Annotated in this window: 27 protein-coding genes; 12 read left to right on the top strand and 15 right to left on the bottom strand. The window is 70.4% G+C overall.

Annotated features, from left to right (window positions below; genetic code table 11):
* Position 1: 1 nt before the first annotated feature.
* From OS889_RS09090 to OS889_RS09065, 6 genes are all read right to left on the bottom strand, one after another.
* Complete coding sequence (locus OS889_RS09090) at positions 2 to 529, bottom strand: adenylate kinase family protein (RefSeq protein ID WP_372389234.1); 528 nt, start codon at positions 527 to 529, stop codon at positions 2 to 4.
* Positions 526 to 1,623: a histidinol-phosphate transaminase gene (gene hisC / locus OS889_RS09085; protein WP_372389232.1), complete on the bottom strand. Its 1,098-nt coding sequence runs from the start codon at positions 1,621 to 1,623 to the stop codon at positions 526 to 528. Before hisC ends, OS889_RS09090 begins: the two co-directional genes overlap by 4 nt.
* A gap of 191 nt (positions 1,624 to 1,814) precedes the next feature.
* Complete coding sequence (locus OS889_RS09080; protein ID WP_372389230.1) at positions 1,815 to 3,428, bottom strand: GMC family oxidoreductase; 1,614 nt, start codon at positions 3,426 to 3,428, stop codon at positions 1,815 to 1,817.
* Positions 3,421 to 4,029: a gluconate 2-dehydrogenase subunit 3 family protein gene (locus tag OS889_RS09075; RefSeq protein WP_372389229.1), complete on the bottom strand. Its 609-nt coding sequence runs from the start codon at positions 4,027 to 4,029 to the stop codon at positions 3,421 to 3,423. Before OS889_RS09075 ends, OS889_RS09080 begins: the two co-directional genes overlap by 8 nt.
* Positions 4,030 to 4,110: 81 nt before the next feature.
* The gene (locus OS889_RS09070) at positions 4,111 to 4,500 is read right to left on the bottom strand and encodes a DUF1648 domain-containing protein (protein WP_372389228.1); all 390 of its coding nucleotides are present in this window, start codon (positions 4,498 to 4,500) and stop codon (positions 4,111 to 4,113) included.
* A gap of 52 nt (positions 4,501 to 4,552) precedes the next feature.
* Positions 4,553 to 5,284, bottom strand: a complete 732-nt coding sequence (locus OS889_RS09065) for a fumarylacetoacetate hydrolase family protein (RefSeq protein WP_372389226.1) — start codon at positions 5,282 to 5,284, stop codon at positions 4,553 to 4,555.
* 118 nt (positions 5,285 to 5,402) lie between these two features.
* On the opposite strand from OS889_RS09065, the gene OS889_RS09060 reads away from it, so the two are divergent.
* The gene (locus tag OS889_RS09060) at positions 5,403 to 6,119 is read left to right on the top strand and encodes a metal-dependent hydrolase (RefSeq protein WP_372391590.1); all 717 of its coding nucleotides are present in this window, start codon (positions 5,403 to 5,405) and stop codon (positions 6,117 to 6,119) included.
* Positions 6,120 to 6,249: 130 nt separating this feature from the next.
* A complete protein-coding gene (locus tag OS889_RS09055) occupies positions 6,250 to 6,648 on the top strand; it encodes an OsmC family protein (RefSeq protein WP_372389224.1) in 399 nt (132 codons plus the stop codon).
* A gap of 59 nt (positions 6,649 to 6,707) precedes the next feature.
* On the opposite strand, the gene OS889_RS09050 is transcribed toward OS889_RS09055, so the two are convergent.
* The 3 genes from OS889_RS09050 to OS889_RS09040 form a co-directional block, all read right to left on the bottom strand.
* Entirely contained in the window at positions 6,708 to 6,881 is a 174-nt protein-coding gene (locus OS889_RS09050; RefSeq protein WP_372389223.1) for a hypothetical protein, read from the bottom strand.
* A gap of 80 nt (positions 6,882 to 6,961) precedes the next feature.
* Entirely contained in the window at positions 6,962 to 7,552 is a 591-nt protein-coding gene (locus OS889_RS09045) for a DJ-1/PfpI family protein (RefSeq protein WP_372389221.1), read from the bottom strand.
* A gap of 45 nt (positions 7,553 to 7,597) precedes the next feature.
* Positions 7,598 to 8,404, bottom strand: a complete 807-nt coding sequence (locus OS889_RS09040) for an HAD-IIA family hydrolase (protein ID WP_372389219.1) — start codon at positions 8,402 to 8,404, stop codon at positions 7,598 to 7,600.
* Positions 8,405 to 8,524: 120 nt separating this feature from the next.
* Between OS889_RS09040 and OS889_RS09035 the strand changes: the two genes are divergently transcribed.
* Together OS889_RS09035 and dpsA are read left to right on the top strand one after the other, a co-directional pair.
* Positions 8,525 to 9,316: a GTP cyclohydrolase III gene (locus OS889_RS09035; RefSeq protein WP_372389218.1), complete on the top strand. Its 792-nt coding sequence runs from the start codon at positions 8,525 to 8,527 to the stop codon at positions 9,314 to 9,316.
* Between the two features lie 202 nt (positions 9,317 to 9,518).
* Positions 9,519 to 10,067, top strand: a complete 549-nt coding sequence (gene dpsA, locus OS889_RS09030; protein ID WP_372389216.1) for a DNA starvation/stationary phase protection protein DpsA — start codon at positions 9,519 to 9,521, stop codon at positions 10,065 to 10,067.
* A 65-nt stretch (positions 10,068 to 10,132) separates the two neighbouring features.
* On the opposite strand, the gene OS889_RS09025 is transcribed toward dpsA, so the two are convergent.
* On the bottom strand, positions 10,133 to 10,300 hold the full coding sequence (locus tag OS889_RS09025; RefSeq protein WP_372389215.1) for a hypothetical protein: 168 nt from the start codon (positions 10,298 to 10,300) through the stop codon (positions 10,133 to 10,135).
* 136 nt (positions 10,301 to 10,436) lie between these two features.
* Between OS889_RS09025 and OS889_RS09020 the strand changes: the two genes are divergently transcribed.
* Positions 10,437 to 11,519, top strand: coding sequence for an NADH:flavin oxidoreductase/NADH oxidase (locus OS889_RS09020; protein ID WP_372389214.1), 1,083 nt, complete (start codon positions 10,437 to 10,439; stop codon positions 11,517 to 11,519).
* Positions 11,520 to 11,565: 46 nt separating this feature from the next.
* Positions 11,566 to 12,477 carry a DUF7547 family protein gene (locus OS889_RS09015; protein ID WP_372389213.1) on the top strand — a complete coding sequence of 304 codons (912 nt, stop codon included), beginning with the start codon at positions 11,566 to 11,568 and terminating at the stop codon, positions 12,475 to 12,477.
* Positions 12,478 to 12,486: 9 nt separating this feature from the next.
* Here the strand turns inward: OS889_RS09015 and OS889_RS09010 are convergent, their stop codons facing one another.
* On the bottom strand, positions 12,487 to 13,911 hold the full coding sequence (locus tag OS889_RS09010; protein WP_372389211.1) for a PQQ-dependent sugar dehydrogenase: 1,425 nt from the start codon (positions 13,909 to 13,911) through the stop codon (positions 12,487 to 12,489).
* A gap of 89 nt (positions 13,912 to 14,000) precedes the next feature.
* Between OS889_RS09010 and OS889_RS09005 the strand changes: the two genes are divergently transcribed.
* The 6 genes from OS889_RS09005 to OS889_RS08980 all read left to right on the top strand — a co-directional run bounded on the left by OS889_RS09005 (position 14,001) and on the right by OS889_RS08980 (position 21,203).
* Entirely contained in the window at positions 14,001 to 14,957 is a 957-nt protein-coding gene (locus tag OS889_RS09005) for an ABC transporter ATP-binding protein (RefSeq protein WP_372389209.1), read from the top strand.
* Entirely contained in the window at positions 14,954 to 15,715 is a 762-nt protein-coding gene (locus OS889_RS09000) for an ABC transporter permease (protein WP_372389207.1), read from the top strand. Before OS889_RS09005 ends, OS889_RS09000 begins: the two co-directional genes overlap by 4 nt.
* 47 nt (positions 15,716 to 15,762) lie before the next feature.
* The gene (locus OS889_RS08995) at positions 15,763 to 16,422 is read left to right on the top strand and encodes a bifunctional 4-hydroxy-2-oxoglutarate aldolase/2-dehydro-3-deoxy-phosphogluconate aldolase (RefSeq protein WP_372389205.1); all 660 of its coding nucleotides are present in this window, start codon (positions 15,763 to 15,765) and stop codon (positions 16,420 to 16,422) included.
* A 58-nt stretch (positions 16,423 to 16,480) separates the two neighbouring features.
* Positions 16,481 to 16,945, top strand: a complete 465-nt coding sequence (locus tag OS889_RS08990) for an Lrp/AsnC family transcriptional regulator (RefSeq protein ID WP_372389202.1) — start codon at positions 16,481 to 16,483, stop codon at positions 16,943 to 16,945.
* Positions 16,946 to 17,233: 288 nt separating this feature from the next.
* Entirely contained in the window at positions 17,234 to 18,727 is a 1,494-nt protein-coding gene (locus OS889_RS08985) for a proton-conducting transporter transmembrane domain-containing protein (protein ID WP_372389200.1), read from the top strand.
* Entirely contained in the window at positions 18,717 to 21,203 is a 2,487-nt protein-coding gene (locus OS889_RS08980) for a DUF2309 domain-containing protein (RefSeq protein WP_372389198.1), read from the top strand. Before OS889_RS08985 ends, OS889_RS08980 begins: the two co-directional genes overlap by 11 nt.
* Before the next feature lie 21 nt (positions 21,204 to 21,224).
* Here the strand turns inward: OS889_RS08980 and OS889_RS08975 are convergent, their stop codons facing one another.
* The 4 genes from OS889_RS08975 to OS889_RS08960 all read right to left on the bottom strand — a co-directional run bounded on the left by OS889_RS08975 (position 21,225) and on the right by OS889_RS08960 (position 24,602).
* The gene (locus OS889_RS08975) at positions 21,225 to 22,886 is read right to left on the bottom strand and encodes a PH domain-containing protein (protein ID WP_372389196.1); all 1,662 of its coding nucleotides are present in this window, start codon (positions 22,884 to 22,886) and stop codon (positions 21,225 to 21,227) included.
* Between the two features lies 1 nt (position 22,887).
* Positions 22,888 to 23,355 (bottom strand): PH domain-containing protein, encoded by a 468-nt coding sequence (locus OS889_RS08970; RefSeq protein ID WP_372389194.1) that lies wholly within the window; start codon positions 23,353 to 23,355, stop codon positions 22,888 to 22,890.
* Positions 23,356 to 23,360: 5 nt separating this feature from the next.
* Entirely contained in the window at positions 23,361 to 23,819 is a 459-nt protein-coding gene (locus tag OS889_RS08965) for a CopD family protein (protein ID WP_372389191.1), read from the bottom strand.
* An 87-nt stretch (positions 23,820 to 23,906) separates the two neighbouring features.
* Entirely contained in the window at positions 23,907 to 24,602 is a 696-nt protein-coding gene (locus OS889_RS08960; RefSeq protein ID WP_372389189.1) for a YqjF family protein, read from the bottom strand.
* Position 24,603: the final 1 nt, after the last annotated feature.

Genomic DNA, 24,603 nt, shown 5'->3' with positions numbered 1-24,603 from the left:
GTTACAGGTAGTCGATGAAGTCGACGACACCCACGCGGGGCTCGATCTCGCCGTCGATCGCCGCCGCCACGTCGTCGGCGACGGCCTCGGGGGAGCGGTCCGTGGTGTCGATCTCCCAGACGGACTCCTCGCCGTGGCGCTCGACTGCCTCGGCCAGGATCACGTCCAGCGCCTCGCTCTCGGCGTTCTCCGCGACCGAGTCCTCGGACTCGCCGCGCTCTCGGAGCCGCGGTTTCAGCTCTTTGGGGTGACACCGCAGGACGACGGCCCCGTCGACGTCGAGCAGGTGCGCCAGGTGGGACTCGACGACCGTGGTCCGATCGGCCGACACCTCCGCGTCGACCCACGACTGCACGGCGTCGAGGTCGGCGATAAGCGAGTCGCGCTCGACGTCGCGCTCGGCGAAGAGGTCGGCCTCGCGGATCGCGTCATTGAGGTGGAGCACCTCGGCGTCGAGCCGCTCTGCGACGAGCTCCGAGACGGTGGTCTTGCCCGTCCCCGGCGTCCCGGTGAGCGCGATCGTTCTCACGGCTCGGTCGCCTCCGGCCGGAGGTCGGCGACGACCTCGTTGAGGACCTCGACGGCCCTCTGGGTCTCCTCGCGGGTGCCGCAGGAGATCCGGACGCACTCGGGCAGTCCGAAGCTGGAGGTGTCGCGGACGATGACGCCGCGCTCCTGGGTCGCCTCGGCGACGGCGGTGGCGTCGCCGACCTCACAGAGGACGAAGTTGCCGCCGGAGGGCCACGTCGGCACGTCGAGGTTCTCGCGGTAGTACTCCCGCGCCCAGCGGGCCGTCTCGACCGACCGTTCGAGGTGGTCGTCGTCGTCGATCGCGGCGAGGGCGGCGCGGCAGGCGAGTTCGTTGGCGGCGAAGGGCGTGTTCACCCGCGCGTAGGCGTCCGCCCAGGCCTCGGGGACGGCGGCGTAGCCGATCCGGAGGCCGGCGAGGCCGTAGGCCTTCGAGAACGTCCGGAGGACCGCGAGGTTCTCGTACTCGTCGAGGAGGTCGATCGCGGAGGGGGCGTCGTGGTATTCCGCATAGGCCTCGTCGACGACGACGAGGGTCTGATCGTGGACGCCCTCCGCGAGCGCGCGGATCTCCGCGCGGTCGAGGACCGAGCCGGTGGGGTTGTGCGGCGTCGTCACGTAGACGATGCGCTCGCCGTCGTACGCCGAGAGGACGCCCGCGGCGCTCTGCTCGAAGTCGTCGTCCTTCGAGATTCGGTAGGTCGACGCCTCGCCGTGGTGGTAGCGCGCCGACATCGGATAGTACGAAAAGCCCGGTGCGGGCGCGAGGATCTCGTCGCCGGATTCGAGGAACGCCCGCGAGAGGTAGTCGATCGCGCCGTCGGCGCCCGCGCTCACCCAGACCTGTGAGTCATCGAGGCCCCACTTCTCGGCGATCCGTTCGGTGAGGTCGGTGTGGGAGGCTTTCGGGTAGACGTTCACGTCCGGTGCGGCGGCCTCGACGACGGCGACGGCCTCTGGACTCGGGCCGTGCGGATTCTCGTTCGACGAGAGCTTCGTCAGCTCCTCGGGGTCCATCCCGAGGTCGCGGGCCACCTCCTCGGCCCCCCGTCCGGGGACGTAGGCCTCGTGCGCGGAGAGATCCCTCGGTTGCATACGCGTACGCAGTCGCCCGCGGGTCTTGAAGGGTACGTCTCGGAGCCGGACGGCCGGGGCTTCGACTCCGCCCCGAGCGTTTATATACGAACGCGAGGTCAGCGATGCCGTGATCTGACAGCCACCCCGCGCCGCCCAGCGGTTGCTCGGCGCACCGGCGCGGGAGGGAAGCGTGCCGACTGCTCGCCCCGTTACAGCGACGCCTCCAGCGCGTCGGCCGTCCGCAGCGACAGCGCGGCGATGGTGAGCGTCGGGTTCATCGCGCCGCCGGTGGGGAACGTCGAGGAGCCGACGATCCAGAGGTTCGAGAGGTCGTGGGTCAGGCCGTCGGCGTCGACGACACTCGCCTCCGGATCCGCGCCCATCCGCGTCGTCCCCATCTGGTGGAACGCCGGCCCGGTGGCGTCGGGGCCGACCGTCCACTCGATGTCGACGCCGAGTTCCTCCAGGATCCGGTGCTGGATCGCGTTGGCGTGCTCGATGGCGCGCTCGGTCCGCTCGTCGAGTGACCACTCCACGTGTGGGACCGGGTTGCCGTGGTCGTCGCGCCGGCTCGGATCGAGCGTCACGCGGTTCTCCGCGCTCGGGAGCTGCTCGACGAGCGCCCCCATCGCGATGTGGGTCCCGTAGGACTCGCGCAGTCGGTCGAGGAGGTCGTCGCCCCACGTCTCCGCGGAGAGCGCCTCCATCACCGGCGACGGCCCGGCGTAGTTGAGGAACTCCAGCTTCAGCCCCTCGACCGGGTCCGCGTCGTCGTAGAACTGGTGACACTCGCTGGTGTTGAAGCCGACGTGGTTCTGTCTGGTCGGCTCGTCCAGGCGGCCGCCGGCGCCGGCGAAGAGGTGGTCGATAAAGAAGCGACCCACGGCGCCGGAGGTGTTCGCCAGGCCGTCGGGGTACCGGTCCGACTCCGAGAGCAACAGCAGTCGGGCGTTCTCGACGCCGCCGCAGGCGAGGACGAAGCGCCGTGCCGACTGCCGGTGCTCCTCTCCGTCCGGGGTCGCGTACACCGCGGTCTCGACTCGCTCGCCGTCGGCGTCGTGTTCGAGCCGCTGGACCGGCGCGCGGTCGATCACGCGTGCGCCCGCCTCGACGGCCTTCTCGACGTGCGATTCGGCCGTGTACTTCGCGCCCGAGGGACAGATCGGCTTGCAGGTGCCGTACCCCTGGCAGGCCGGTCGACCGTCGTACGGTTCGGGGTTGCGCGCGTTCGGGACGGAGTGCATATCGATCCCCAGGCGCTCGCAGGCGTCCGCGAAGAGCGAGTCCGAGTGCGACGGCGGGAACGCCGAGAGGGGAAACGGTTCCTCGCGCGGCGGCGCGTAGGGGTTGTCCATCGCGCCCGCGACCCCCAGGGCGCGCTCGGCCTCGGCGTAGTACGGTCGGAGGTCGTCGTAGGCGATGGGCCAATCGACGCCGACGCCGTGCCGGGACTCCATCTCGAAGTCGCGCTCGTGGAGCCGCATCACCATCCCCTGCCAGTGGAGCGTCGAGCCGCCGATCCCCTTCACGCGCGCCGCGTTGAGCGGGTAGCCGCGTCCGCCGGTCGTGTACGCGTCGCGCGGCCCGCCCATCTCCCACGGGCCGTCCATCCCCGGACGGATGAACGCCTCCTGCTGTTCGACCCGGCGGTCGAAGTCGAAGCGCGGGCCCGCTTCGAGGACGACGACGTCGGCGCCGGCCGCGGCGAGTCGGTGCGCGACGAGCGCGCCCGCGGGACCGGACCCGACGATGCAGACGTCTGCGCGCGCGGCTGGAGTCCGATCGCGCCCGTCGCCCACGCCCCCGTCGCTCGCCTCAGCCATCGTCGAATCGCTCCCGGGACGTGTCGGCGGCGCTCGGCATCGATCCGCGCTGGTAGCTCTGGATCCCGCCGGGGTGGCCGATCGGGTTCTCGATACCGACGAGTCGGCCCCCGGTCGGTGAGGCGTAGAAGGCGAACAGCAGGTCGTTGACGAGGTAGAACCGGATCCGTTCCGTGATCGTTCCGTCGGGCTCGGGATCGGCCGTATCGACGCCGAGATCCCGGAGGAGGGCGTCGCGCTCGTCCACACCGAGAGCGGCGTAGGCGTCGCCGCGCCAGTCGCGGGCGACGGCGTCCAGCTGTGCGGCCGCCTCGCGCATCCCGTCGCGGTAGTCGGGTCGGTCGTCGATCCGGCCGAGGACGTACGACTCGACGAACTCGCGGCGTCCGTCGACGCCGCTCGGGTACAGGACCTCGGCGACGCCGTCGAGCAGGTCCAAGAGCGGCGTCGAGAGGTCTGTCCCGGAGGCTCCCGCGGACGGGACCCCTCCGGCGTCCCCGTCCGCCGTCGGTGGTTCGAGGCGCCCCGCGAGGACCCCGCCACTGACCGTCACGCCGGCGGTCGCCAGCGCCGCCAGCGCGTCGCGTCGCGTCAGTTCCACGCACCCGGATTAGGCACACCTAAACTTATGGGTTGCCTTTCCGGTCGTCGCCAGTGGTTCCGTTCCGACGGGCCGCCGAGGTCACCGCCGCTCGATCACGAAGGCGAGCACGACGATGACCGCGACCGCCGGGAGCACGAGCAGGGTGACGTTGACCCGGTATCCGAGGTTCCACGCGAGCACGACGCCGTGAACGTACGCTAAGAATCCGGCGAGCGCGAGCCCGAACCACGGCGGCGGGGGCACGTCGTTTCCGAGGGGAAGCAGCCCCCGGACGGCCGCGAGCGTCACGAGTCCGATCGCCGGCACGAGGACGACGCCGAGCGGCGCCGACAGGTAGTTGTCCGGCGAACCGCCCGCGCCGAAGTGGACGGCGATGCGGTCCGGGAGCGACGGGAGGAGGGCGATACCGACGACGGCAGCGCCGACGAGGACCGCTGCCGAGAGGACGTCGAGGCGGGAGTGCCGCATACGCGAGCACTGGACCGCCGACCGAAAAAAGCGTGTGTTCGCGTGGACCGGCCTACGGGATCCGGACGTCGTGTTCGAGGACGCCGACGCCTTCGAGTTCGACCTCGATCCGGTCGCCGTCTTCGAGCGGCGCGACGCCGCCGGGCGTGCCGGTCGCGACGACGTCGCCGGGTTCGAGCGTCAGGTAGGTCGTGATCTCCTCGATCAGGTCGGGCACGGAGAAGGCGAGGTGGTCCCTGGAGGACGACTGCCGCGTCTCGCCGTTCACCCGGAGTTCGATCGACGCGTCGGCGGGCACCTCGTCGGGCGTCGCGAGCACCGGCCCCATCGGCGCGGCGTTGTCGAAGGCCTTCCCGCGGACCCAGTTCGTCTCCTGGCGCTGGTCGTCGCGGTTCGAGAGGTCGTTCAGGCAGGTGAACCCGGCGACGTAGTCCATCGCGTCGGCGGCGTCGACGTGCTTTGCCTGCTCGCCGATCACGACCGCGATCTCGGCCTCGTGGTCGAGGCGCTCCTTGCCGGACGGAAGCGTAACCGTGTCGCCGTGGCCCGCGACCGCGTTCGGCGGCTTCAGGAAGAGCAGCGGCCGATCGGGGATCTCGTTGTCCATCTCCGCGGCGTGGTCCGCGTAGTTGCGGCCGACGCAGACGATCTTCGTCGGCTCCGAGGGCGCGAGCACGTCGACCGCGTCGAGGTCGTAGGTCTCGCCGGCGAACGAGACCGCGTCGCCGTGCCACTCGCCCGTGCGGACCGATCCGGCGGGATCTCTGAATCTGACGATGTGCATACGCGGCCCCTCGGAGCCCCGGCGCTTCGTTCTTTCCATCTCCGTCGTCCGCGTGTGAATCTCTCTCGATAGCACGCTTTATTGTCGATCCGGGAGAAGATACGACCGGACGATGACAATGGAACTCACCTGGCACGGCCACTCCACGTGGCACGTCGACGTCGACGGCACGACCTTCCTGATCGACCCGTTCTTCCAGAACCCCAAGACGGAGCTGTCGGCCGAGGACGTCGAGACGCCCGACTTCGTCCTCCTGACGCACGGCCACGCCGACCACGTCGCCGACGCCGGCGCGTTCACCGACGCGACGGTCGTCTCCGTCCCGGAGCTGACGACCTATATGGAAGAGGACGTCGGCTTCGAGTCGGCGATCGGGATGAACATCGGCGGCACCGTCGAGTGCGGCGAGGCGTTCGTGACGATGCACCGCGCCGACCACACGAACGGCCTCAACACGGACTACGAGTACAGCCTCGGGATGCCCGTCGGGTTCGTCATCAGCGACAAGAAGCCGACCCAGGAGGCCGACCCCGACGCGACGACGTTCTACCACGCGGGCGACACCGGGCTGATGTCCGAGATGAAAGACGTCATCGGCCCGTACCTCGAACCCGACGCCGCCGCGCTGCCGGTGGGCGACCACTACACGATGGGGCCGACCCAGGCCGCCATCGCGGCCGACTGGCTCGACGTCGACCACGTCCTGCCGATGCACTACGACTCCTTCCCGCCGATCGAGATCGACACCGACGACGTCGTCCGCGAGGTGAAGGCGACAGGCTCGGACGCCGAGGTCCACGTCCTCGACGGCGACGAGACGTTCACGCTGGAGTGATCGCGGCGCGACGCCCGGCGGCGTAGCGGCTCGGCGGATCCGTTTTTCTGCGGTCGACCGACTTCGATCACCCGCCCAGCCGTCCGGGTGAGCAACCTTTAGGACGCCCGCGACCGACCGTGCAAGCGGAATGAGCGACATCGAAACCTCCACGGTCAGCGAAGAGGGCTTCGCGAGCACGAGCCAGGTCGGCGACTTCGAGCTCACGATCGACGCGACAGACGAACAGGGCCCGAACCCGAACGCCGCGCTGGTCGCGACGTACGCCTCCTGTTACCTGCCGGCGTTCCGCGTCGGCGGCCAACAGCGCGGCCACGACGACCTCGGAAAGATCCAGATCGACGCCGACGCCGATCTCGACGACGACGACGACCTCGAAGCGATCCGCTTCGACGTCTACGTCGAGGCCGACGTCGACGACGAGGAGCTCGCGGAGATCGTCGAGCGCGCCAAGGACATCTGCCACGTCCAGAGCGCGCTCCGCGAGGGGCTCCGCGCCGAGATCGCCGCGCACGGCGACGCGTTCTAAGCGAGCAGCGAGCGGCGAGTAGCGAACCCCCACCGCCGGCGGTCGGCGGCGGCGACCCGCTATCGCCGGTGGTACGCCCGGTAGCTCATCGCCCGACCGTCGGCGATGACGACGTCCCGCCCTTCGGGGTCCGGGACGTCCGGTTCTTCGACTTCGTCGTGGGAGACGTACGGGTCGGCGGGCTCGGAGATCTCCTCCGAGTACACGTATGGACTGTTCGGCTGATTCTCCATACGAGGAACGGACGCGACGGTCGCATATAAAACTTTGTCAGACGGTATCACACCTCATAATCGGCCCCGGGCGAGCCGTATCACTCGCCGGCGACCGCGGGCGGGCCGGCGTCGATCTCGGTCCCAAGGAGGTCGAGGAACGCCGCGAGCCACTCGGGGTGATCCGGCCACGCCTGACCGGTGACGAGGTTATCGTCGACGGTCACCTCGTCGACCCACGAGCACCCGGCGGCCTCGACCTCCGGGCGGACCGCCGGGTAGGCCGTCATCTCGTAGCCGTCGAGGACGCCCGCGGCCGCGAGGATCTGCGGGCCGTGACAGAGCGCCGCCACCGGCTTGTCCGCCTCGAAGAAGTGCCGGACGGCGTCAAGGACCTCCTCGTAGGTCCGGAGGTACTCCGGCGCGCGCCCGCCGGGCACGACGAGCGCGTCGTAGTCCGCGGGGTCGACATCCGCGAAGGTGGCCGTGACCTCGAAGTCGTGGCCGCGCTCTTCGAGGTAGGTCTGATCGCCCCGGAAGTCGTGGATGGCGGTCTTGACCGTCTCGCCCGCCTCCTTTTCGGGACAGACGGCGTCGACGTCGTGGCCGACCATCTCCAGGGCCTGATACGGTACCATCGTCTCGTAGTCCTCGCCGAAGTCGCCGACGATCATCAGGATCTTTTTGCCCATACCATCTAAGACGTCGGCGGCGAGAATGATGAATTTATTGACTAGTCAGGGCTCGGCGAGCAGCGACTCCAGTTCGGCCAGGGAGTCGAGGACGTGATCCGGCGTGATCGGCGACGACGCCACGTCCTCCGCCGCGGTCACGCCCGTGGTGACGAGCGCCGTCGTCATCCCCGAGCGCGCGCCGAGCGCGATGTCAGTATCGAGCCGGTCGCCGACGACGAGGACGTCCTCGGGCGGGAGGTCGAGGCGGTCCAGCGCCATCTCGCGGGCCGTCTCGCTCGGCTTCCCGAGGACGGCGGCGGGCTCGCGCCCGGCGACGTTCGCGATGGCGTCGACGATGGCCCCGGATCCGGGGACGTCGCCCTCGGCGGCGGGGATGACGACGTCCGGATCGGTGCCGACGAAGGCGACGTCGCCGTCCGCGAGGAGGTCTAAGCACGCGCGGAGCATTTTGTAGCCGAACCGCCGATCGAGCGAGGCGACGAGCACCGCGGGATCGACGCGCAGGTCGCCGTCGCGGCCGACGCGCTCGACCGACAGGCCGGCCTCGCCGAGCAGATCGACGAGTCCCGGTTCACCGACGACTGCGATCGAATCGGCGGCGTGTCGATCAAGGAGGTACCGCGCGGTGACGGTCCCCGCGGTGAGCACCTCGTCGGCGTCAGCGTGGATGCCCGCCCGGGCCAGCCGCGCCTCGTAGGCCTCGGGGGGCTTCGTGGGGTTGTTCGAGACGAAGAGGCGACGGAGGCCCGCCGCTTCGGCCGCGTCCAGTCCCGCCGCCGCGCCCGGTATCGGTTCGTCGCCCCGCACCAGCGTGCCGTCGACATCGAAGATGACGCCGCGAACGTCCATTGGGTGATAGTGGGACGGCGGCCTGTTGAACGTAGCGGGCGAGGCCTCCATAACGAAACTGAGACGCGAAACTCATCTGATACGGAAAGAGGCATATACAACAGGTCCCAGGATCCGAACGTGACGAACGCCCAGCTCACTCTCGTTCAGATCGACAACTACGGGCCGTGGACGGTCACTCCCGATCCGCGGCGCGAGATGGACCTCCAGACGATGCAGTCCCGGCTCTTCGCCGACCTGGCGCAGTTCATCGGCGGCCGAGGGGGCTACGTCTTCTTCACGCGGTTCGACAACATGGTCGCGATCACGAACGGCCTCGACCGCACGGACCACGAGCTCCTCCAGGAGACGATCGGCAACCGCTATCCGGTGACGATCAGCCTCGGGACGGGCATCGACGCCTCGCCGATCGTGGCGCTCGAATCGGCGACGGCGGGGCTCCAGCGGGCCGGCTCCGCCCAGGACGGCGACCGCCGGGAGGTGCTCTCGGGCGACTTCCTCTCGGCGTCCGAGCGGACCCCCGAGGACGTCCAGATCGCGCACTTCGACGTGAACGACGCGACCGGGAAGTACACCGACCAGCTCAACGAGTTCGACTCGTTCATCCAGATCGAACAGGGGTACGCGACGCTGATGCGGTACCTCCGCGAGGAACACGGCGCGCTCTCCTTTTTCGTCGGCGGCGACAACATCATCTCGATCTGCCCGGCGATGAGCGCCGACGACTACCACGAGTCGATCGCGCACGTCGAGGCCGACGCCGGCGTGGAACTGAAAGTCGGCGTTGGCGTCGCCGAAACGCCTCACGAGGCCGGAATGGACGCCAAACACGCGCTCGAAGCGTGTCGGCACCGCGGCACGGCCGTCGAGCTCGGCGTCCCCCACGACGACGTCGGCGTCGCGACCGACTGATAGTGACTACTCTCGTCTCTTACCGCCGAACGCCGTCGCCAGGGGTGGCGTTCGGCGGTAAACAGTGAGAGTAATCACTATGAGACCGACGGATCGTGCGAGCCCCTCTCAGGGAGACAGTTTCCCGAGAGGTTTTTCGATATGAGAAAGATATCTTTTCGTGAAAAGAACTAAGTTACCTGCCGAGCAATATTAGAGCGCAATGAGTACCCAAGAGACAGTCCGACAGCGTGCCGGCGAAGTCGAAGGTAGCGAAGCGCTCCGGATGGACGCCGAGAAGGCGAGCCAGATCGTCGACGCGCTGAACACGGATCTCGCCTCGACGTACGTCCTCTACCACCAACTGAAGAAGCACCACTGGAACGTCGAGGGCTCGGAGTTCCGTGACCTCCACCTCTTCCTCGGCGAGGCCGCCGGAGAGGCCGAGGAATTCGCCGACGAGCTCGCAGAGCGCGCCCAGGCGCTCGGCGGCGTCCCCGTCTCGGGGATGGACGCACTCCTCGAACAGGCCACGGTCGAGCCCGAAGACGAGGACGTCTACGACATCCGGACGTCGCTGCGGAACGATATGGAGATGTACGGCGACATCATCGAGACGCTCCGCGATCACGTCGAACTCGCGGAGAACCTCGGCGACCACACCACGGCCCACATGCTCCGTGAGAACCTCATCGAGGTCGAAGACGCCGCCCACCACATCGAGCACTACCTCGAAGACGACACGCTCGTCCTCGAGTCGGCGACGCAGTAAGGGACACCCCGCACGGAAACCGATCCGCGACTCCTTTCGATCTGATTCGATTCGGCTTTCGGAGGCTACCGTTCGACAGCGACAGCCGCGTCCGCGTCGAGCGCGATCCACCCGTCGCGGTTGTCGGCCTCGGTGAAGACGACCCGGTCGGGCGAGGATAGGTGCGCCGAGACCCGCTCTCGGGCCTCGCCGTCCTCGACCGCGACTCGCTCGCCGGCGTTGTTCGCGTCCATCACCCGCCAGTGATCGCCAGCCGGACATAACGTTTTTGGTACGCCTAAACTACACGTATCACACACCATATAGAAGACGCGGACGAACGGACCGGGAACAGGCAGTATATGGCTGTCGGGCCCGGAAGGTTCCTCGATGACGGATTCGCTGTTCACGCCGCTTTCGCTCCGGGAGACGGAGCTTCCGAACCGGATCACGGTGTCGCCGATGTGTCAGTACTCAGCGCCGGACGGCTACGCGACCGACTGGCACCACGTCCACCTCGGGAGCCGGGCCGTCGGCGGCGCGGGCGTGGTGATGAGCGAGGCCACGGCGGTCTCTCCGGTCGGCCGGATCACGCCGCAGGACCTGGGCATCTGGTCGGACGACCACGCCGACGCGCTCCGAGACACGGTGGCGTTCATCCGCGAGCGCGGGAGCGTCCCCGGGATTCAGCTTGCTCACGCGGGCCGGAAGGCGAGCACGAAACCGCCCTGGGAGGGCGGCGGGCCCGTCGCCACCGACGAGGCCTGGGAGACCCTGGCCCCGAGCGCGATCCCGTACCCCCACGAGTCGGGCGAGGTCCCGACAAAGCGGATGACCCGCGACGACATCGAGCGCGTGATCGAGCAGTTCCGCCGCGCCGCCGAGCGCGCCCGCGACATCGGCTTTCGGATCGCCGAGGTCCACGCGGCCCACGGCTACCTGCTCCACGAGTTCCTCTCTCCCGTGACGAACGACCGCGACGACGAGTACGGCGGCTCCTTCGAGAACCGCGCGCGCATCGTCCGGGAGGTGACAGAGGCCGTCCGGGAGGTGTGGCCCGACGAGGACCCGGTGTTCGTGCGCATCTCCGCGACCGACTGGCTGCCCGAGCGGGACTCCTGGACCGTCGAGGACTCGGCCCGACTCGCCCCGCTGCTGGCCGAGGCGGGCGCGGACCTGATCGACGTCAGTTCGGGCGGCATCCACCCCGACCAGCAGGTGCCCGAGAGCGGCCCGGGCTATCAGGTCCCCTACGCCGAGCGCGTGAAGGCGGCCACCGACGCCGCCGTCGGGGCGGTCGGCGGGATCACGGAGCCCGAACAGGCCGACCAGCTGATCAGGAACGACCGCGCGGACTTGGTGTTCCTCGCCCGCGAACACCTGCGGAACCCCTACTTCGCGCTCGAAGCGGCCCACGAACTCGGCGCCGACGTGGAGTGGCCCAAGCAGTACGAGCGCGGGCGCTTCCGATAGCCGACCTCCGGCGCACACTTTTGGCCGTTCGCGCCAAACACCGACTATGGCTCCCCGCAGCCCCGACGACCGCGACGACCGCGACCGCGAGGACCTCCCGGCGCTCTTGGACGACCTCGATCGGACGCTCTCGGAGCTCCGCACGGAGCTCGAACGGCGCGACGAGGGCGCGTCTCGGAGCGACGTCGACCGACGAGGAGGGACTCGACGACGTCGCGACCGCAGTCCGTTCCGCCCGCCCCGCTCGCCCCGGCCGCCGTCCGTCTCGGAGCTGTTCCGCTTCACCGAGCAGTACACGATCCCGACCGTCGTCGCGACGCTGGAAGCGGCGATCCAGTCGCTGGAGCTCCTCCGGGGGATGCTCCGGCTCGCCGACCCGGACCGGTCGGCGTTCGACCGCGACGGCCGGGACGCGCGCGACGCGTCGCCCGCAGCACGGCTCGGCAGCGGCGTGTCGGGCCTCGGCCGCGGGGCCGTCTCGGGGGTCGAACGCGCCCTCTCGGAACTCCAGACCGCGCTCTCCGAAACCGAACTGCCCGAGGACGAGACGTCCCGCGAACTGCTCGAAGACGCTCGCCGCCTCTCCGAGGAGGTCTCCGATCGGCTCTCGGCGACCGCGGAGGGCCGCGAACGAGGTGGCGGGCGGCGCGAAGAACGCGAGCGTCGCGACGCCCGCGCGTCGGAGCGCTCATCCTCTCAGTCGGGCGCGGTCGAGATCGACGTCACTGGCGCGGGCGAGGACTCGGGCACCGACGGAGCGACAGACGACACAGAAACCTCGGACGCCGAGCCGCCCGAGGTCGACGTCGAGGCCGAACTGGCGTCGATCAAAGACGAGGTGGAGCGACGATCGGCGGACCAATCGGCGGCCGACGGGGACGAAACCGACGACGAGAGCGCGGACGACGACGGGGACGAGGAGAATCCGGACGAGAGCGGCCGGTCGGGGACGTCGTAGCCGTCTCCCTCAGGGCGCGACGAGCCGCGACACGCGCCCCGCGGTCCCCCCGCCGCCGGTCTCGGACGTCGTCAACACGTAGAGGTCGCCGGTCGAGTCGCGGCCGAACCCCAGGACGTACTGTGCGAGATCGGTCTCGCCGACGACCGGGACGGTCCGGATCCCCCACGGCGGGTCGGCGCTCGGATCCACCGCGAAGAGGCGGCCGCGGGCGACGAAGTCGGCGAAGACGTACGCGCCGCGCAGGGCGGGGACCGCGTCGCCGGTCGCGACGTGACCGCCGATGATCGAGATGCCCGAGACGTCGCCGCCGTCGTGCGGGTACTCCGCGACGGGGTCGACGAACGGCTCGCCGTCGGGCGCCGTCGTCGGACAGGAGTCGCGCCGGAAGCAGTGAGCGCCCTCGCGGACGTTCCAGCCGTAGTTGCCGCCCGATTCGAGCAGATTCAGTTCCTCCCAGGCGCCCTGTCCCACGTCCGCGACGTAGCAGTCCGCGCCGTGGAAGGAGAGCCGCCAGGGGTTGCGGAACCCCCAGGCGTACTGTTCGCTGAGCCCCGACCGACCCACGAGCGGATTGTCCGCGGGGATCGCGTACGGCTTGTCCGCGCCCGCGTCGCTCCCGGGGACGCCGCCGCGCCCGTCGACGTCGATCCGGAGGACGCTGCCGAGCAGATTCGTCTCCGTGTCCTGCCCGTTGCCGCCGTCGACGGCGTCGTACCAGTCGTCGGCGTGGCCGCGCCCGACGTCGTTGGCGGCGCCGCCGTCCCCGAACGGGACGTAGAGGTACCCGTCGGGGCCGAACGCGACCGCGCCGGCGTTGTGGTTGCCCTGCGGCTGCGGGACTTCCAGTACCGTCCGCTCCTGTGGGTCGCCAGCGACGCGGGCGTCCGGATCGACGGTGATCTCCGCGAGGACGGCGGTGTGGCTGTACCCGTCGGGCGTTCCCGCCCGCGCCGACGCGCTGTACCGGACGTAGAGCCGGCCGTTGCTCGCGAACTCCGGGTGGGCCGCGGCGCCGAGCAGCCCGCGCTCGCTCCCGAGCACGATCCGATCGGAGAGGTCGAGGAAGGGCGTCTCGCGGCGGCCGTCGTCTCCGATCTCCCAGATCCGCCCGTCGCGATCGACGACGAAGCGGCGGTCCGTGTCCGTCGGCGCGACGAAATCGACCGGGGCGGCGAACCCCGAGGCGATCGGTTCGAGCGCGACGTCGGCGCCGTCGAGGTCGGGCCGCGGGCCGCCGGTCTCCGTCGGCGTCGGGACCCGAGTCCCCGCGTCGCTCCCGTCGGTGCTCGTCGCGTCCGCGTCGTCCGATTCGCTCGCGTCGCCCGCGTCGCCGTCGCCGCCCGAACCGGACGGGGCGCTGCAGCCGGCCACCGACGCGAGCGCGGCCAGCCCGCCCGCGCGGAGGAGTCGTCGTCTGCGGAGGCGTTCCATACCGTCGGTTGGGCGCGGACCCACAAGTATCACCCCCTGGACGTGTGGAATCCGAACCGCTTACCACCCGAGGGGTCGCAGTCCCGCGTATGACTGCCGCACTCGTCGCCGACTCGGTGCGGAAATCCTACGGCGACGTGACGGCCCTCGACGGAGTCTCGCTCTCCGTCGATCGGGGCGAAGTGTTCGGGCTCGTGGGACCGAACGGCGCCGGAAAGACCACGCTCGTCCGCGCGCTCACCGGGACGACCGCGGTCGAGGGGAGCGCCTCGGTCCTCGGGGAGGACCCGACGGAGGTCGACCCCGCCCGCATCGGACTGCTCCCGCAGTCGTTCGCGCCGGCCTCGCGGCTCACGCCGCGCGAACTGCTCGCGCAGTACGCCGGGCGGTACGACGCGGCCCGCGACCCCGACGCGGTCCTCGCGGACGTCGGGATCGACGGCGGCGCGGCCGAGCAGTGGTACGAGGAGCTCTCCGGCGGCCAGAAGCGCCGCGTCTGCGTCGCGATCGCGCTCGTGAACGACCCCGAGGTGCTCTTCCTCGACGAGCCGACGACGGGGATCGACCCCGCCGGGCGACGCGCCCTGTGGGAACTGCTCGAAGACCTCGCGGCCGGCGGGACGACGGTCTTTCTCACCAGCCACTCGATGGCCGAGGTCGAGCGGCTCTCGGACCGCGTCGGCTTCCTGAACGCGGGGCGGCTCGTCACCGTCGGGGCGCCGCGGGAGCTCGTGGCGACCCACGGCGGGCAGAGCCGCCTCCTCGTCGCGACCGACGCGGACCCGTCGGCGCTCGCCGACGTCGGGCTCGCCTACGAGACGTCGACCCGCGGCGACGACCTCGTCGTCGAGGGGATCGGTCCCCGCGACATCGGCGCCGTCGTCGACGCACTGGACGAGGCGGGAGTCGAGTTCGGATCGCTGACCTGGAAACAGCCCGACCTCGAAGACGTGTATCTGGAACTCACCGGCGAGGCGTTCGCCGGCGGCGGATCGGAAGTGGACTCCGGCACGGCCCCGGCGACGCGGGGAGGTGACGCGCGGTGAGCCGCCTCAGTCGGATCCGCGCGGAGTTCGTCGCCGCCTGGCACGCGTTCCTCCGCCGGCGGACCGCGGTGTTCTTCACGTTCTTTTTCCCCGCGATCATCGTGGTGATCTTCGGCGCCCTGGTCCAGACCCAGCCCACCGGCGGCGGGCTCTTCGCCGAGCCGAAGGGCTACTACGTCGCGGGGTACCTCGCCGTCGTCGTACTGTTCACGCCGCTGTCGCGGGTCGGCAGCACGGTCGCGCGCCACCGCGAAGGCAGCCGCTTCGAGAAGCTGGCGACGACGCCGCTCACCCGGGGCGAGTGGCTGCTGGCGCAGTCGCTCGTGAACGTCGCCGTCATCGGGGCCGCGGCACTCCTGCTGCTCGCGCTCTCGGTGCTCGTCACCGGGACGGCGGTCCCGCTCGCGCCCGCGACGCTTCTCGTCGTGCCGTTCGTCGCGCTCGGCGTCGTGCTCTTCTGCGGGCTGGGTGCGATCATCGGCCGCGTCGCCGACTCCCAGGACGGCGTCATCGCGGCGTCGAACGCCATCGCGCTTCCGCTCCTCTTCCTCTCGGAGACGTTCGTCACGCCCGATCTGCTGCCGGCGTGGTTCCGCCCGGCGCTCGGGCTCTCGCCGCTCACCTACGTCGCGCGCGGCATCCGCGCGGTGACGTATCCGGACGCGACGACCGCGGCGGTGCCGAACCTCGCCGTCGTCGTCGTGCTCGCGTTCGTGTTCTTCCTCGCGGGCGCGTACGCGGTCCCGCGGACCGACTGACGTGCCGGAGCGCGGACTTTTATTTCCCCTCGCGACGAGCCCGAAGTATGAGTACTTCGGATCCGAGTTCCGATTTCGAGCGGCTGGCCGAAAGCGGGGTCGTCGCGGTGATGCGCGGCGCCGACGCGGACACGGTCATCGACGTCGCGACGGCGCTCCACGACGGCGGTGTGACTGCCTACGAGATCACCGCCGACAACCCCGACGCGATGGAACTCATCGCGGAGGTGTCGGCCTCGTTCGACGAGTCGGAGGCGATCGTCGGCGCGGGCACCGTCCTCGACTCCGAGACGGCGCAGGCGGCCATCCGCAGCGGCGCGGAGTTCGTCGTCGGCCCGACGTTCGACCGCGGGGTCGTCGAGACCTGCAACCGCTACGGGACGCTCGTCGCGCCCGGCGTCCTCACGCCGACCGAAGCGATCGAGGCCTACGAGGCCGGCGCCGATATCGCGAAGGTGTTCCCCGCGTCGTCGATGGGGCCGGGCCACCTCTCGGCCATCGCCGGGCCGCTCCCCCAGATCCCGCTGATGCCGACCGGCGGCATCGACGCCGACAACGTCGCCGACTACATCGAGGCCGGCGCGGCCGTCGTCGGCGCCGGGAGCGCGATCATGGACGCCGAGGCCATCGCCGCGGGCGACTTCGAGTCGATCACCGAGACCGCGCGGGAGTTCACCCGAATCATCGAGGACGCGCGAGGCGACTGAGCGGTCCGAGCAGCCGAACAGCCGAAGTTCCTTAGTCGCTGACCCGCGTGCATCCGCTATGGCCGACTCCGAGATCGACGACGTCGACAGAGCGATCCTCCACGCCCTCCAGGAGGACGCCCGAAACATGTCGTCGGGCGACATCGCCGAGCGGACCGGGACGTCCGACAGCACCGTCCGAAAGCGGATCCAACGGCTGGAGTCCGACGGCATCATCAAGGGGTACAGCGCCGAGGTCGACTACCAGGCCTCGGGCTATCCGCTCCGGATGCTGCTGTTCTGTACGGCCTCGATCCCCGAACGCGGCGAACTCATCCCCGAGATCCTGGAGATCGACGGCGTCGTCTCCGTCCAGGAGCTGGTCACGGGCGAGCAGAATCTGCTCGTCACCGTGGTCGGACAGACCGACGACGACATCACGCCGGTCGCCCAGGAACTGCTGGAGATGGGGCTGACCGTCGCCGACGAGGTGCTCGTCCGCAGCCACGAGACGAAGCCGTTCGGCGAGTTCGACTCGGCGTAGCCCTTCGGACTGTCGCGGGCCAGTCCCCACCCGCATCAACGCGGCTTCTCGATCCGTTTTCTCCGTTTCGCCATCTCGGGCACGATCAGCACTCGGACTGCCGTGGCGACTGTCGGCCCCTCCACGAATCCGAGAACATAATGTTCTATAATTCGGATTAGAACGAACGATACGTTCGAGATAGATGGATTTATTATCTATTCTGTTCTTGAAACGGATGAGATGGTCGGGCATCGTCCGCGCGGCGGCGACGTCGCGGGCGGGCGTCCGACCGAGACGGATCAAAGGATGTCAGGGAAGTTGCAGTCTACGGCGATCGGAGAGCTACCGAGCGGCGAATCGGAGTCGACGGCGGTGCCGACGGCCGTCACCCGACTCACGTGGGCGCTGTTCGTCGCGTCCCTCGGTGTGCTCGCCGGCCGACTGCTCGGCTGGTGGGCGCCGACCGGGACGGCGTTCGGGCTCTTCGCCGTCGACGGGCTGACCCTGCTCCTGTGGGTCGTCGTGACCTTCTTCGGCGGCATCGTCGCCAGCTACTCGCGGCGGTATATGGCCGGCACGCGCGGGATCGACCGCTTCTTCGGCCGGGTCCTCGGCTTCGTGGGGGCCGTGATGGTCCTCGTCGCGGCCGATCACCTCCTGCTTTTCGCGGCCGCTTGGCTCGGGATGGGCCTCGTGATGGCCGACCTGATCGGCCACGTCCGCGGCTGGCCGCAGGCTCAGGCCGCCGCGAGCCTCGCCCGCCGGTACTTCGTCGGCGGCACCGCGCTCCTCGGCGTCGCCCTCGCTGTCCTGTGGTGGCAGACGGGCGCGACGACCGTCTCCGGCGCGGTCGCGGCCGCGGGCTCGCTCTCTTCGACCACCGTGTTCGCCGTCGCCGGCGCGCTCGTCCTGGCGGCGATGGTCCAGTCGGCGCTGCTGCCGTTCCACGGCTGGCTCCTGGGGTCAATGACGGCGCCGACGCCGGCCTCGGCGCTGATGCACGCGGGCTTTGTCAACGCCGGCGGGATCCTCCTGCTTCGCTTCGCCCCCGTCGTCACCGCGGAGCCCTCGGTGATGCTCGCGATCGTGCTCGTGGGCGCCGTCAGCGCCCTGGGCGGGAAGCTCCTCAAGTCGGTCCAGCCCGACGTCAAGCGCCGGCTCGGCTGCTCGACGGTCGGCCAGATGGGATTCATGATTATGCAGGCCGGCCTCGGCTTCTTCGGCGCCGCGATCACGCACCTGATCCTCCACGGCTTCTACAAGGCCTACAAGTTCCTCTCGTCGGGGAGCCGGATCGAGCACACGGGGCCGAAATCCGGGTCCGACGCCGCCTCGCTCGGCGCCGTCGGCGCGGCGATCACGCTCCTCTCGGCAGTCGCCGGCGGCGGCGTCTTCGTCGCCATCACCGGCAAGGGCGCGGGGCTGAACAGCGGCCTCATCCTGACGCTGGTCGTCGTCGTCACCACTCTGCACGCCGTGCGGACGACGATCGCCCACACCGACCTCCCCGCGTGGGCCCGGGTCGGAGCGGTTCCGCTCGTGTTCCTCCCCGCGATCGCCCTCTACGGCGCCGTCTACCTCGCCGTCAAGGAGGTCCTGCACGGCCTGCCGATCGTCACCGCGGCGGCCGAACTGACCGTCGGGCACCTCCTCGTGGCCGCCGCGTTCCTCGCGACCTACGCCGCGATCGAATCGGGCGCGTACCGGCACAGTCGGCGCCTCTACGTGGCGCTCGTGAACGCCGCACAGCCACCGTCGACGACCGTGCTTACTTCCACGGAGGACTACAATGAGTACTGAGACCGCGATCCGCGACAGCATCGAACAGGCAGAAAGCGCCGTGGGGCGGGTCTGGCCGCTCCACTCGTTCGTGACCGCGAACCCCCTCGCCGGGTTCGAAGACCGCCCCTTCCACGTGGCCGTGAAGCACGGCGAGCGGCTCTACGGCGGAGACGGCTACCCGAGCGCGGAGGTCTTCCGCCGCGCCTGGGAAGGTGGTCAGATCGACGGCGAGATCCTCCGCGAGGAGCTGTCGGAGCGCGGCTACGACGCCGATCCCGAGGCGCAGCTGAAACGGCTGGCGGCCGCCGAAGCCGACAGCACCGGATCGGGCGGCGGCGACGCACCCGGAGAGTCGCCGTCGGACCGGGTCGACGCCGTCCTGACGAAGTGGCTCGCGGCGTTCCTCGACCAGGGGAGCGCGAAGTGGTCGATGCCGGACCGCTCGGAGGGGTTCTACCGGGCGTTCCGGGCGGTCGCGCGCCACGACCGCGAGATCCCCAATCCGGGAGCGATCGCTGACCTCCCCGAGGACCCGATCGACGCGCTCGAAGCGCGCCTCGACGCGTTCCCGCGGGACCGCTGGCCGGCGATCTTCGAGCACCACCTCACGGCGCTGCCGGGCTGGACCGGCCTGATCAGACAGCGCATCGACGACGGCGACGTCTGGCAGTCGGAGCACCCGATCACGCTCGTCGGCTACCTGGCCGCCCGGCTGACGCTCGCCGAGCAGTTCGGCGCGCCGATCGCCCCCGCTGAGGCGGATGTCGAGGCCGCGTCGACGACTACGAGCGGGAGCGAAGACGCCGACGTCCCGCTGGCCGAAGCGTGGCTGAACGCCTGGGAGGCGACCTACCGCGAGGAACTGGTCGACGCCGTCGCCGCCGAGAGCGCCGCCCGCGAGGCCGACAGCGAGAGCGGCGAGAGCGACGGCCGCCCGGACGCCCAGCTCGTCTTCTGCATCGACACGCGTTCGGAGATCATCCGCCGGCACGTCGAGTCCGCCGGCGACTACGAGACCCACGGCTACGCCGGCTTCTTCGGCGTCCCGATGCAGTACGAGGGCTACGGCTCCGAGGTCGGCAGCGACGCCTGCCCGCCGATCGTCGACGCCGCCCACCGCATCGAAGAGCGGCCGGCGGACGGCCACGACCACCGGCACGCGAACCACGAGCGGTGGACGAGCGTGCTCGAAGCCGGCGAGACGGTCCTCGAAACCCTGAAGTCCAACGCCGCGACCGCGTTCAGCCTCGTCGAGACCGCCGGAAGCGGGTACGGCGCCGCGCTCACCGCGCGGACGCTGTCGCCCGGTCGCGTCCACGACGCGCTCGACGCGCTCGACGCGCGGATCCCGAGCGCCCACGAGTTCTGCAGTCCGGTCCTGGACCGCGATATGCACGCGGCGACCGACGGCGGACTGCCGAGCGGGCTGAGCTTCGACGAGCGCGTCGAGTACGCGGCCGCGGCCTTCGAGCTGATGGGCTGGGAGGAGTTCGCACGCGTCGTCGTGTTCACGGGCCACGCCAGCGAGACCGCGAACAATCCGTTCGGATCGAGCCTCGACTGCGGCGCCTGCGCCGGCAACCCCGGCGGCCCGAACGCCCGCGTCCTGGCGTCGATCTGCAACGACGACGAGGTCCGCGAGGCGTTAGCCGAGCGCGGCATCGACGTCCCCGACGACACCGTCTTCGTCGCCGCCGAGCACAACACCACGACCGACGAGATCACGCTGTTCGACTCCGGCGTGCCCGAGAGCCACGCGGAGGACCTCGAACGCCTGCGCGCGGACCTCGCGGACGCCACCACCGGCGCCGCGACCGAGCGCGTCGAGACGATGGGAGGTGACGCCGGCGCCGCGGAAAGCGAGACGAAGCGCCGCGCCGCCGACTGGGCCGAGACGCGTCCCGAATGGGGCCTCGCGGGCAACGCGGGGTTCGTGATCGGCCCGCGGGAGCTCACCGCTGACCTGGACCTCGACGGCCGCTCGTTCCTGCACTCCTACGACTGGCGCACGGACGACGAGGGCGACGCGCTGGAAGCGATCCTCACCGGGCCGATGGTCGTCACCCAGTGGATCAACGCCCAGTACTACTTCGCCACCGTCGACACCGGCGTCTACGGCAGCGGCTCGAAGGTGACCCACAACCCCGTCGGAAACGTCGGCGTCTACCAGGGCAACGGCGGCGACCTGATGCGCGGCCTGCCGCTCCAGTCGGTGATGGCCGCGGACGACGACCCCTACCACCAGCCGCTCCGGCTCTCGACGGTCATCCACGCGCCGGTCGAGCGCGTCACCGAGATCCTCGCCGAGCACGAGACCCTCGCCGAACTGCTCGACAACGACTGGCTCTCCCTGACGGTCGTCGACCCCACGCGGGGCCACGACGCCTTCCAGTACGAGGAGAACCTCGAATGGACGGGCCTCGCGGACGCGAGCGAGCCGACCGTCGAAGAGTCGCCCGCGGCGGTGCAGACGCCGATGGCCGCCGACGACTGAGGCCGACGCGGCCCGAAGACACTATTCGACGTCGGGCCCGCCGTTTCCGTTCTGATCGCGACTCGCCACCGAGTTGTCGGGACCGTTCGGCGAACTGACGTCTTCGCTGTCGTCAGTCGGTCTGTCGTCCTTCTCCTCAGCCTTCCCGTCTTCCGCTGTCGATTCCGCGGGGTCCTCGTCTTCGAAGCCGATCCCCGCCCGGCCGGCCCGGTAGGCGTCGACGGCGCGGCCGAGTCGGGCTTCCAGTTCCGCTCGGAGATCGTCGGCCCGCGCGCCCGCGACGTCGACCGCGGCGGCGTCCTGTCCGGTCAAAGACAGCGAGCCCGCGGTGTCGATCGTCACCGTCGCCAGGTCGAGGCGGCGCTGGAAGACGTTCCGCGAGTCGATGACCGTCTGGATCCGGTAGTAGGGCACGATCTTCGTCTCCCGCCGGAGGACGCCGTTCCGCGTGACGACGTGGGTGTCGCCCAGCCAGTGGCCCCGGTGCCGCCAGGTCGCGTGCGCGAACCACACCGCGACCGGCGCCAGGAGGAGCGGCGGCCACCAGGGAACGGGAAGCGACAGCAGCATCTGCGCCCCGTACAGCGCGGCCGCGAGGACGCCGACGACGAGGAGGTACCGAACGAGGTAGCGCCGCCGCGCCCTGGTCGGCGGGCGCTCAAAGTCCACGTCGCCGACGGGCTCTAGGGCCTCCACGAGATCCAGGATGCGGTCGCGCTCGGCGATCGGGATCGCCGCCTCCGACCCCCGCGAGCGCCCGTCCGAGCCGCCGGCCGCGTACCCGGCAGTCTCGATGTACAGCGTCGCGTAGCCGAACCGCCGCTTCAGGGGGTTGTCCCTGATCGTCAGCGTCTGGATCTTGTCGAACGGGATCGACCCGTCGTAGCGCTGGAGCAGCCCGCGCTCGTACTGGAGTTCGTCGCCGGAGCGAACGAGCCGGAAGTCGTAGTACTCGACGACGGAGGCGGCCGCGCCCACGACCCACGAGGCGAGCGCCAGCCCGACGAGCGCGACGCCGGTGACGGCGGCGAAGGCGATCCCCTGGAGCGCGGAGAGATAGCCCGCGACGACGCTGGATCCGAGGGTCGAGACGGCGACGAAGAGGAGCCCGGGAACGCGGAGATCGACCGACAAGGCGCCCAAGATGGCCAGCTCGCTCCGGTCGAGTGCGAACAGCTCCGTCGTCTCCGGGCCGCTCTGTGGGCTTTCGCCCTCCTCGCCCGGCTCGGGCTCGCCGCGCTTCAGCCGGCCGAGTTCGCGCTGGAGCCGTTTCGCCTCCTCGAAGGAGACGAACCGGAGTTCGGCCTCCGTCTCGCCGCCACCGGCGGTCTCGAAGGACGCGACCGCGATGCCGAGGACGCGCTGGAGCACGTTCCGCGAGATGTCGACGTTCTGGATCCGCCGGAGCGGGATCTCCCGGCTCCGTCGGGAGAGCACGCCGGATTCGATGTCGAGGGAGTCCGCGGAGAGCGCGTAGCTGAACCGCCGGACGTAGGCGATCTCGTACCCGACGAGGACGCCGGCCGCGAGGAGTCCGAGCGCGGCCACGACGAGCGGGCCCGCGGGGCCGATCCCCGGGAGGTCGAAGCCGCCGACGAGCGCGAACGCGAGGGCGACGACGACGCCGCTCCCGCGCTGGAACACCCGGTACGGCACCGACAGCGGCGAGAGGCTCCGTGCCATCTCAGACCGCGTCTTCGCCCTCCGAGCGGATCGCCAGGCGCTTCAGCCGCTCGCGGAGGTCGTCGGCGTCGTCGAGCGCGAGCCCCGGCACCGACACGTCGGCGCCGCGGGAGCCCGCCGTGTAGACGACGGTGCTCGCGAGGCCGACGGCCCGCTCGGTCGGCGACCGGGAGGTGTCGACGTGCTGGACCCGCACGAACGGGACGACCGTCCGGACGCGAGTGAGGACGCCCCGCTCCAAGTACAGCGAGTCCTCGCGGACCTCGTAGCGCCACACGCGGTACCGGAGGACCGCGCTTGCGACACCCAGGGTAGCCAAAACGACGAAGACGGCCGCCGGAGTCCAGGCCGGAACCCACGGCGGGGCGACGGTCAGGCGAGCGGCGAGCGCGACGCCGGAGAGCACCGCCGCCGTGATCAGGGCGCGCGCGATCCAGAGCAGTCGAATGCGGGGATGGAGGCGGTTCATCTGACTCAGTAGAGGACGAACCCGGAGGCAAGCAGGCCGGCGTCGACGAGGAGCAACACGCCGACGACCGCGGCCGCTCGGAAGATCGTCGCCGTCTCCTCGGCGGGCGTTCGGACCCGCTTCTCGCGGAGGCCGTCGACGAGTCGGCTCCGACCGATCTCGACGAGCGCGGTCAGGACGAGCCACAGGGCGAGCATCGCCAGGACGAGGTGGCCCCGCCAGGTCCCGGTGAGGCTCGCGACCGTGTACCCCGTCCCGGCGAGGTGGCCGCCGGTAAGCAGCATCACCACGGAGGCGCCGCGGGAGAGGTAGACGAGCCGATCGGCGATCGATTCCAGCGGCGCGGCGTCGAGCGCGCCCTCGACCGCCGACGGGAGGACCGCCCCGGCGACGAAGACGACGCTTCCGACCCACAGCGCTCCGACGAGGACGTGCAGCGTCTGCATCACAGTGTCGAGTACCATAGCGAACGGCAGGGACCGGCGGCGCTTGAAACCCGGCGGTTCGGTTCCTCGCGGCGCGCCGTCGCGGTCGGCCGATTCGACTCCCCCTCAGATCCGGCGGAGCGGACCCGCCGTGACCTCGGTGCCGGGCGAGTAGTGGACGAGCGGCTCGCCCTCGGGCGCCTCGAAGCCGTTCGCGGCGAACAGCGTGTTCGATTCGATCTCGGCCTCGGCCGGCGCGAGCGGCCAGGGCGGGTGGTCGATGTCGCCGTAGTAGAGCCGGCCGCCGCCGGCCGTGTAGAAGCGGTAGTTCTCGGTCAGGAACGCCTCCAGCGACCCCGCCTCGGGGACGGACTCGGGGCCGACCGGGCGATAGGTCCCGACGAACCGCGCGGGCGGGACGTCCGGATGGGTCCGCCTGTGCCGCAGCGTCAGTTCCGGGCCGTCGTCGCCTTCTGTTCGGTCGACGCGGAGCTCGGCGCGGTAGTACGGGAGCTCGAAGAACCGCCGCGCGACCGACACGCCGAGGCGGTCGTCGGCGTCGAGGCTGAAGAAGTAGACGCCGTGGTCGTCGCTCCCGGGGCGCGTGACGTACGTCCGGAGGTTCAGCTCCGGGAACGACAGCCCCAGCGGCGCCCCGCAGGGGCGGATGTCCGCCATCACGAAGCCGACGACGCCGAGCCACGCGTCGCCGTCGTAGGTCGCCACGCGGAGCCCCTCGGGGAGCCGCGCGGAGACGACCGCGGGGTCCACCGGCCAGTGGGCGAACAGCGCGTCGCGCCACCGCATCTGGAGCAGGTCCATA

This window comes from Halobellus sp. MBLA0158, assembly GCF_041477585.1.
In the GTDB taxonomy this organism is placed as follows: domain Archaea; phylum Halobacteriota; class Halobacteria; order Halobacteriales; family Haloferacaceae; genus Haloquadratum; species Haloquadratum rubicundus.
Note: the sequence above shows the minus strand (reverse complement) of the source record. Positions and strands in the feature narration are given on the sequence as shown.

Excerpts from the sequence above, each read along its gene's own strand:
- OS889_RS08970 (WP_372389194.1), bottom strand. The coding sequence starts at position 23,355 with ATGAACCGCCTCCATCCCCGCATTCGACTGCTCTGGATCGCGCGCGCC.
- OS889_RS09060 (WP_372391590.1), top strand. The coding sequence starts at position 5,403 with ATGGAACTCACCTGGCACGGCCACTCCACGTGGCACGTCGACGTCGAC.
- OS889_RS08995 (WP_372389205.1), top strand. The coding sequence starts at position 15,763 with ATGAGTACTTCGGATCCGAGTTCCGATTTCGAGCGGCTGGCCGAAAGC.
- OS889_RS08980 (WP_372389198.1), top strand. The coding sequence starts at position 18,717 with ATGAGTACTGAGACCGCGATCCGCGACAGCATCGAACAGGCAGAAAGC.
- OS889_RS08990 (WP_372389202.1), top strand. The coding sequence starts at position 16,481 with ATGGCCGACTCCGAGATCGACGACGTCGACAGAGCGATCCTCCACGCC.
- OS889_RS09050 (WP_372389223.1), bottom strand. The coding sequence starts at position 6,881 with ATGGAGAATCAGCCGAACAGTCCATACGTGTACTCGGAGGAGATCTCC.
- OS889_RS09045 (WP_372389221.1), bottom strand. The coding sequence starts at position 7,552 with ATGGGCAAAAAGATCCTGATGATCGTCGGCGACTTCGGCGAGGACTAC.
- hisC (WP_372389232.1), bottom strand. The coding sequence starts at position 1,623 with ATGCAACCGAGGGATCTCTCCGCGCACGAGGCCTACGTCCCCGGACGG.
- dpsA (WP_372389216.1), top strand. The coding sequence starts at position 9,519 with ATGAGTACCCAAGAGACAGTCCGACAGCGTGCCGGCGAAGTCGAAGGT.
- OS889_RS09010 (WP_372389211.1), bottom strand. The coding sequence starts at position 13,911 with ATGGAACGCCTCCGCAGACGACGACTCCTCCGCGCGGGCGGGCTGGCC.
- OS889_RS08975 (WP_372389196.1), bottom strand. The coding sequence starts at position 22,886 with ATGGCACGGAGCCTCTCGCCGCTGTCGGTGCCGTACCGGGTGTTCCAG.
- OS889_RS08960 (WP_372389189.1), bottom strand. The coding sequence starts at position 24,602 with ATGGACCTGCTCCAGATGCGGTGGCGCGACGCGCTGTTCGCCCACTGG.
- OS889_RS09065 (WP_372389226.1), bottom strand. The coding sequence starts at position 5,284 with ATGCACATCGTCAGATTCAGAGATCCCGCCGGATCGGTCCGCACGGGC.
- OS889_RS09005 (WP_372389209.1), top strand. The coding sequence starts at position 14,001 with ATGACTGCCGCACTCGTCGCCGACTCGGTGCGGAAATCCTACGGCGAC.
- OS889_RS08965 (WP_372389191.1), bottom strand. The coding sequence starts at position 23,819 with ATGGTACTCGACACTGTGATGCAGACGCTGCACGTCCTCGTCGGAGCG.
- OS889_RS08985 (WP_372389200.1), top strand. The coding sequence starts at position 17,234 with ATGTCAGGGAAGTTGCAGTCTACGGCGATCGGAGAGCTACCGAGCGGC.
- OS889_RS09055 (WP_372389224.1), top strand. The coding sequence starts at position 6,250 with ATGAGCGACATCGAAACCTCCACGGTCAGCGAAGAGGGCTTCGCGAGC.
- OS889_RS09040 (WP_372389219.1), bottom strand. The coding sequence starts at position 8,404 with ATGGACGTTCGCGGCGTCATCTTCGATGTCGACGGCACGCTGGTGCGG.
- OS889_RS09025 (WP_372389215.1), bottom strand. The coding sequence starts at position 10,300 with ATGGACGCGAACAACGCCGGCGAGCGAGTCGCGGTCGAGGACGGCGAG.
- OS889_RS09070 (WP_372389228.1), bottom strand. The coding sequence starts at position 4,500 with ATGCGGCACTCCCGCCTCGACGTCCTCTCGGCAGCGGTCCTCGTCGGC.
- OS889_RS09015 (WP_372389213.1), top strand. The coding sequence starts at position 11,566 with ATGGCTCCCCGCAGCCCCGACGACCGCGACGACCGCGACCGCGAGGAC.
- OS889_RS09020 (WP_372389214.1), top strand. The coding sequence starts at position 10,437 with ATGACGGATTCGCTGTTCACGCCGCTTTCGCTCCGGGAGACGGAGCTT.
- OS889_RS09080 (WP_372389230.1), bottom strand. The coding sequence starts at position 3,428 with ATGGCTGAGGCGAGCGACGGGGGCGTGGGCGACGGGCGCGATCGGACT.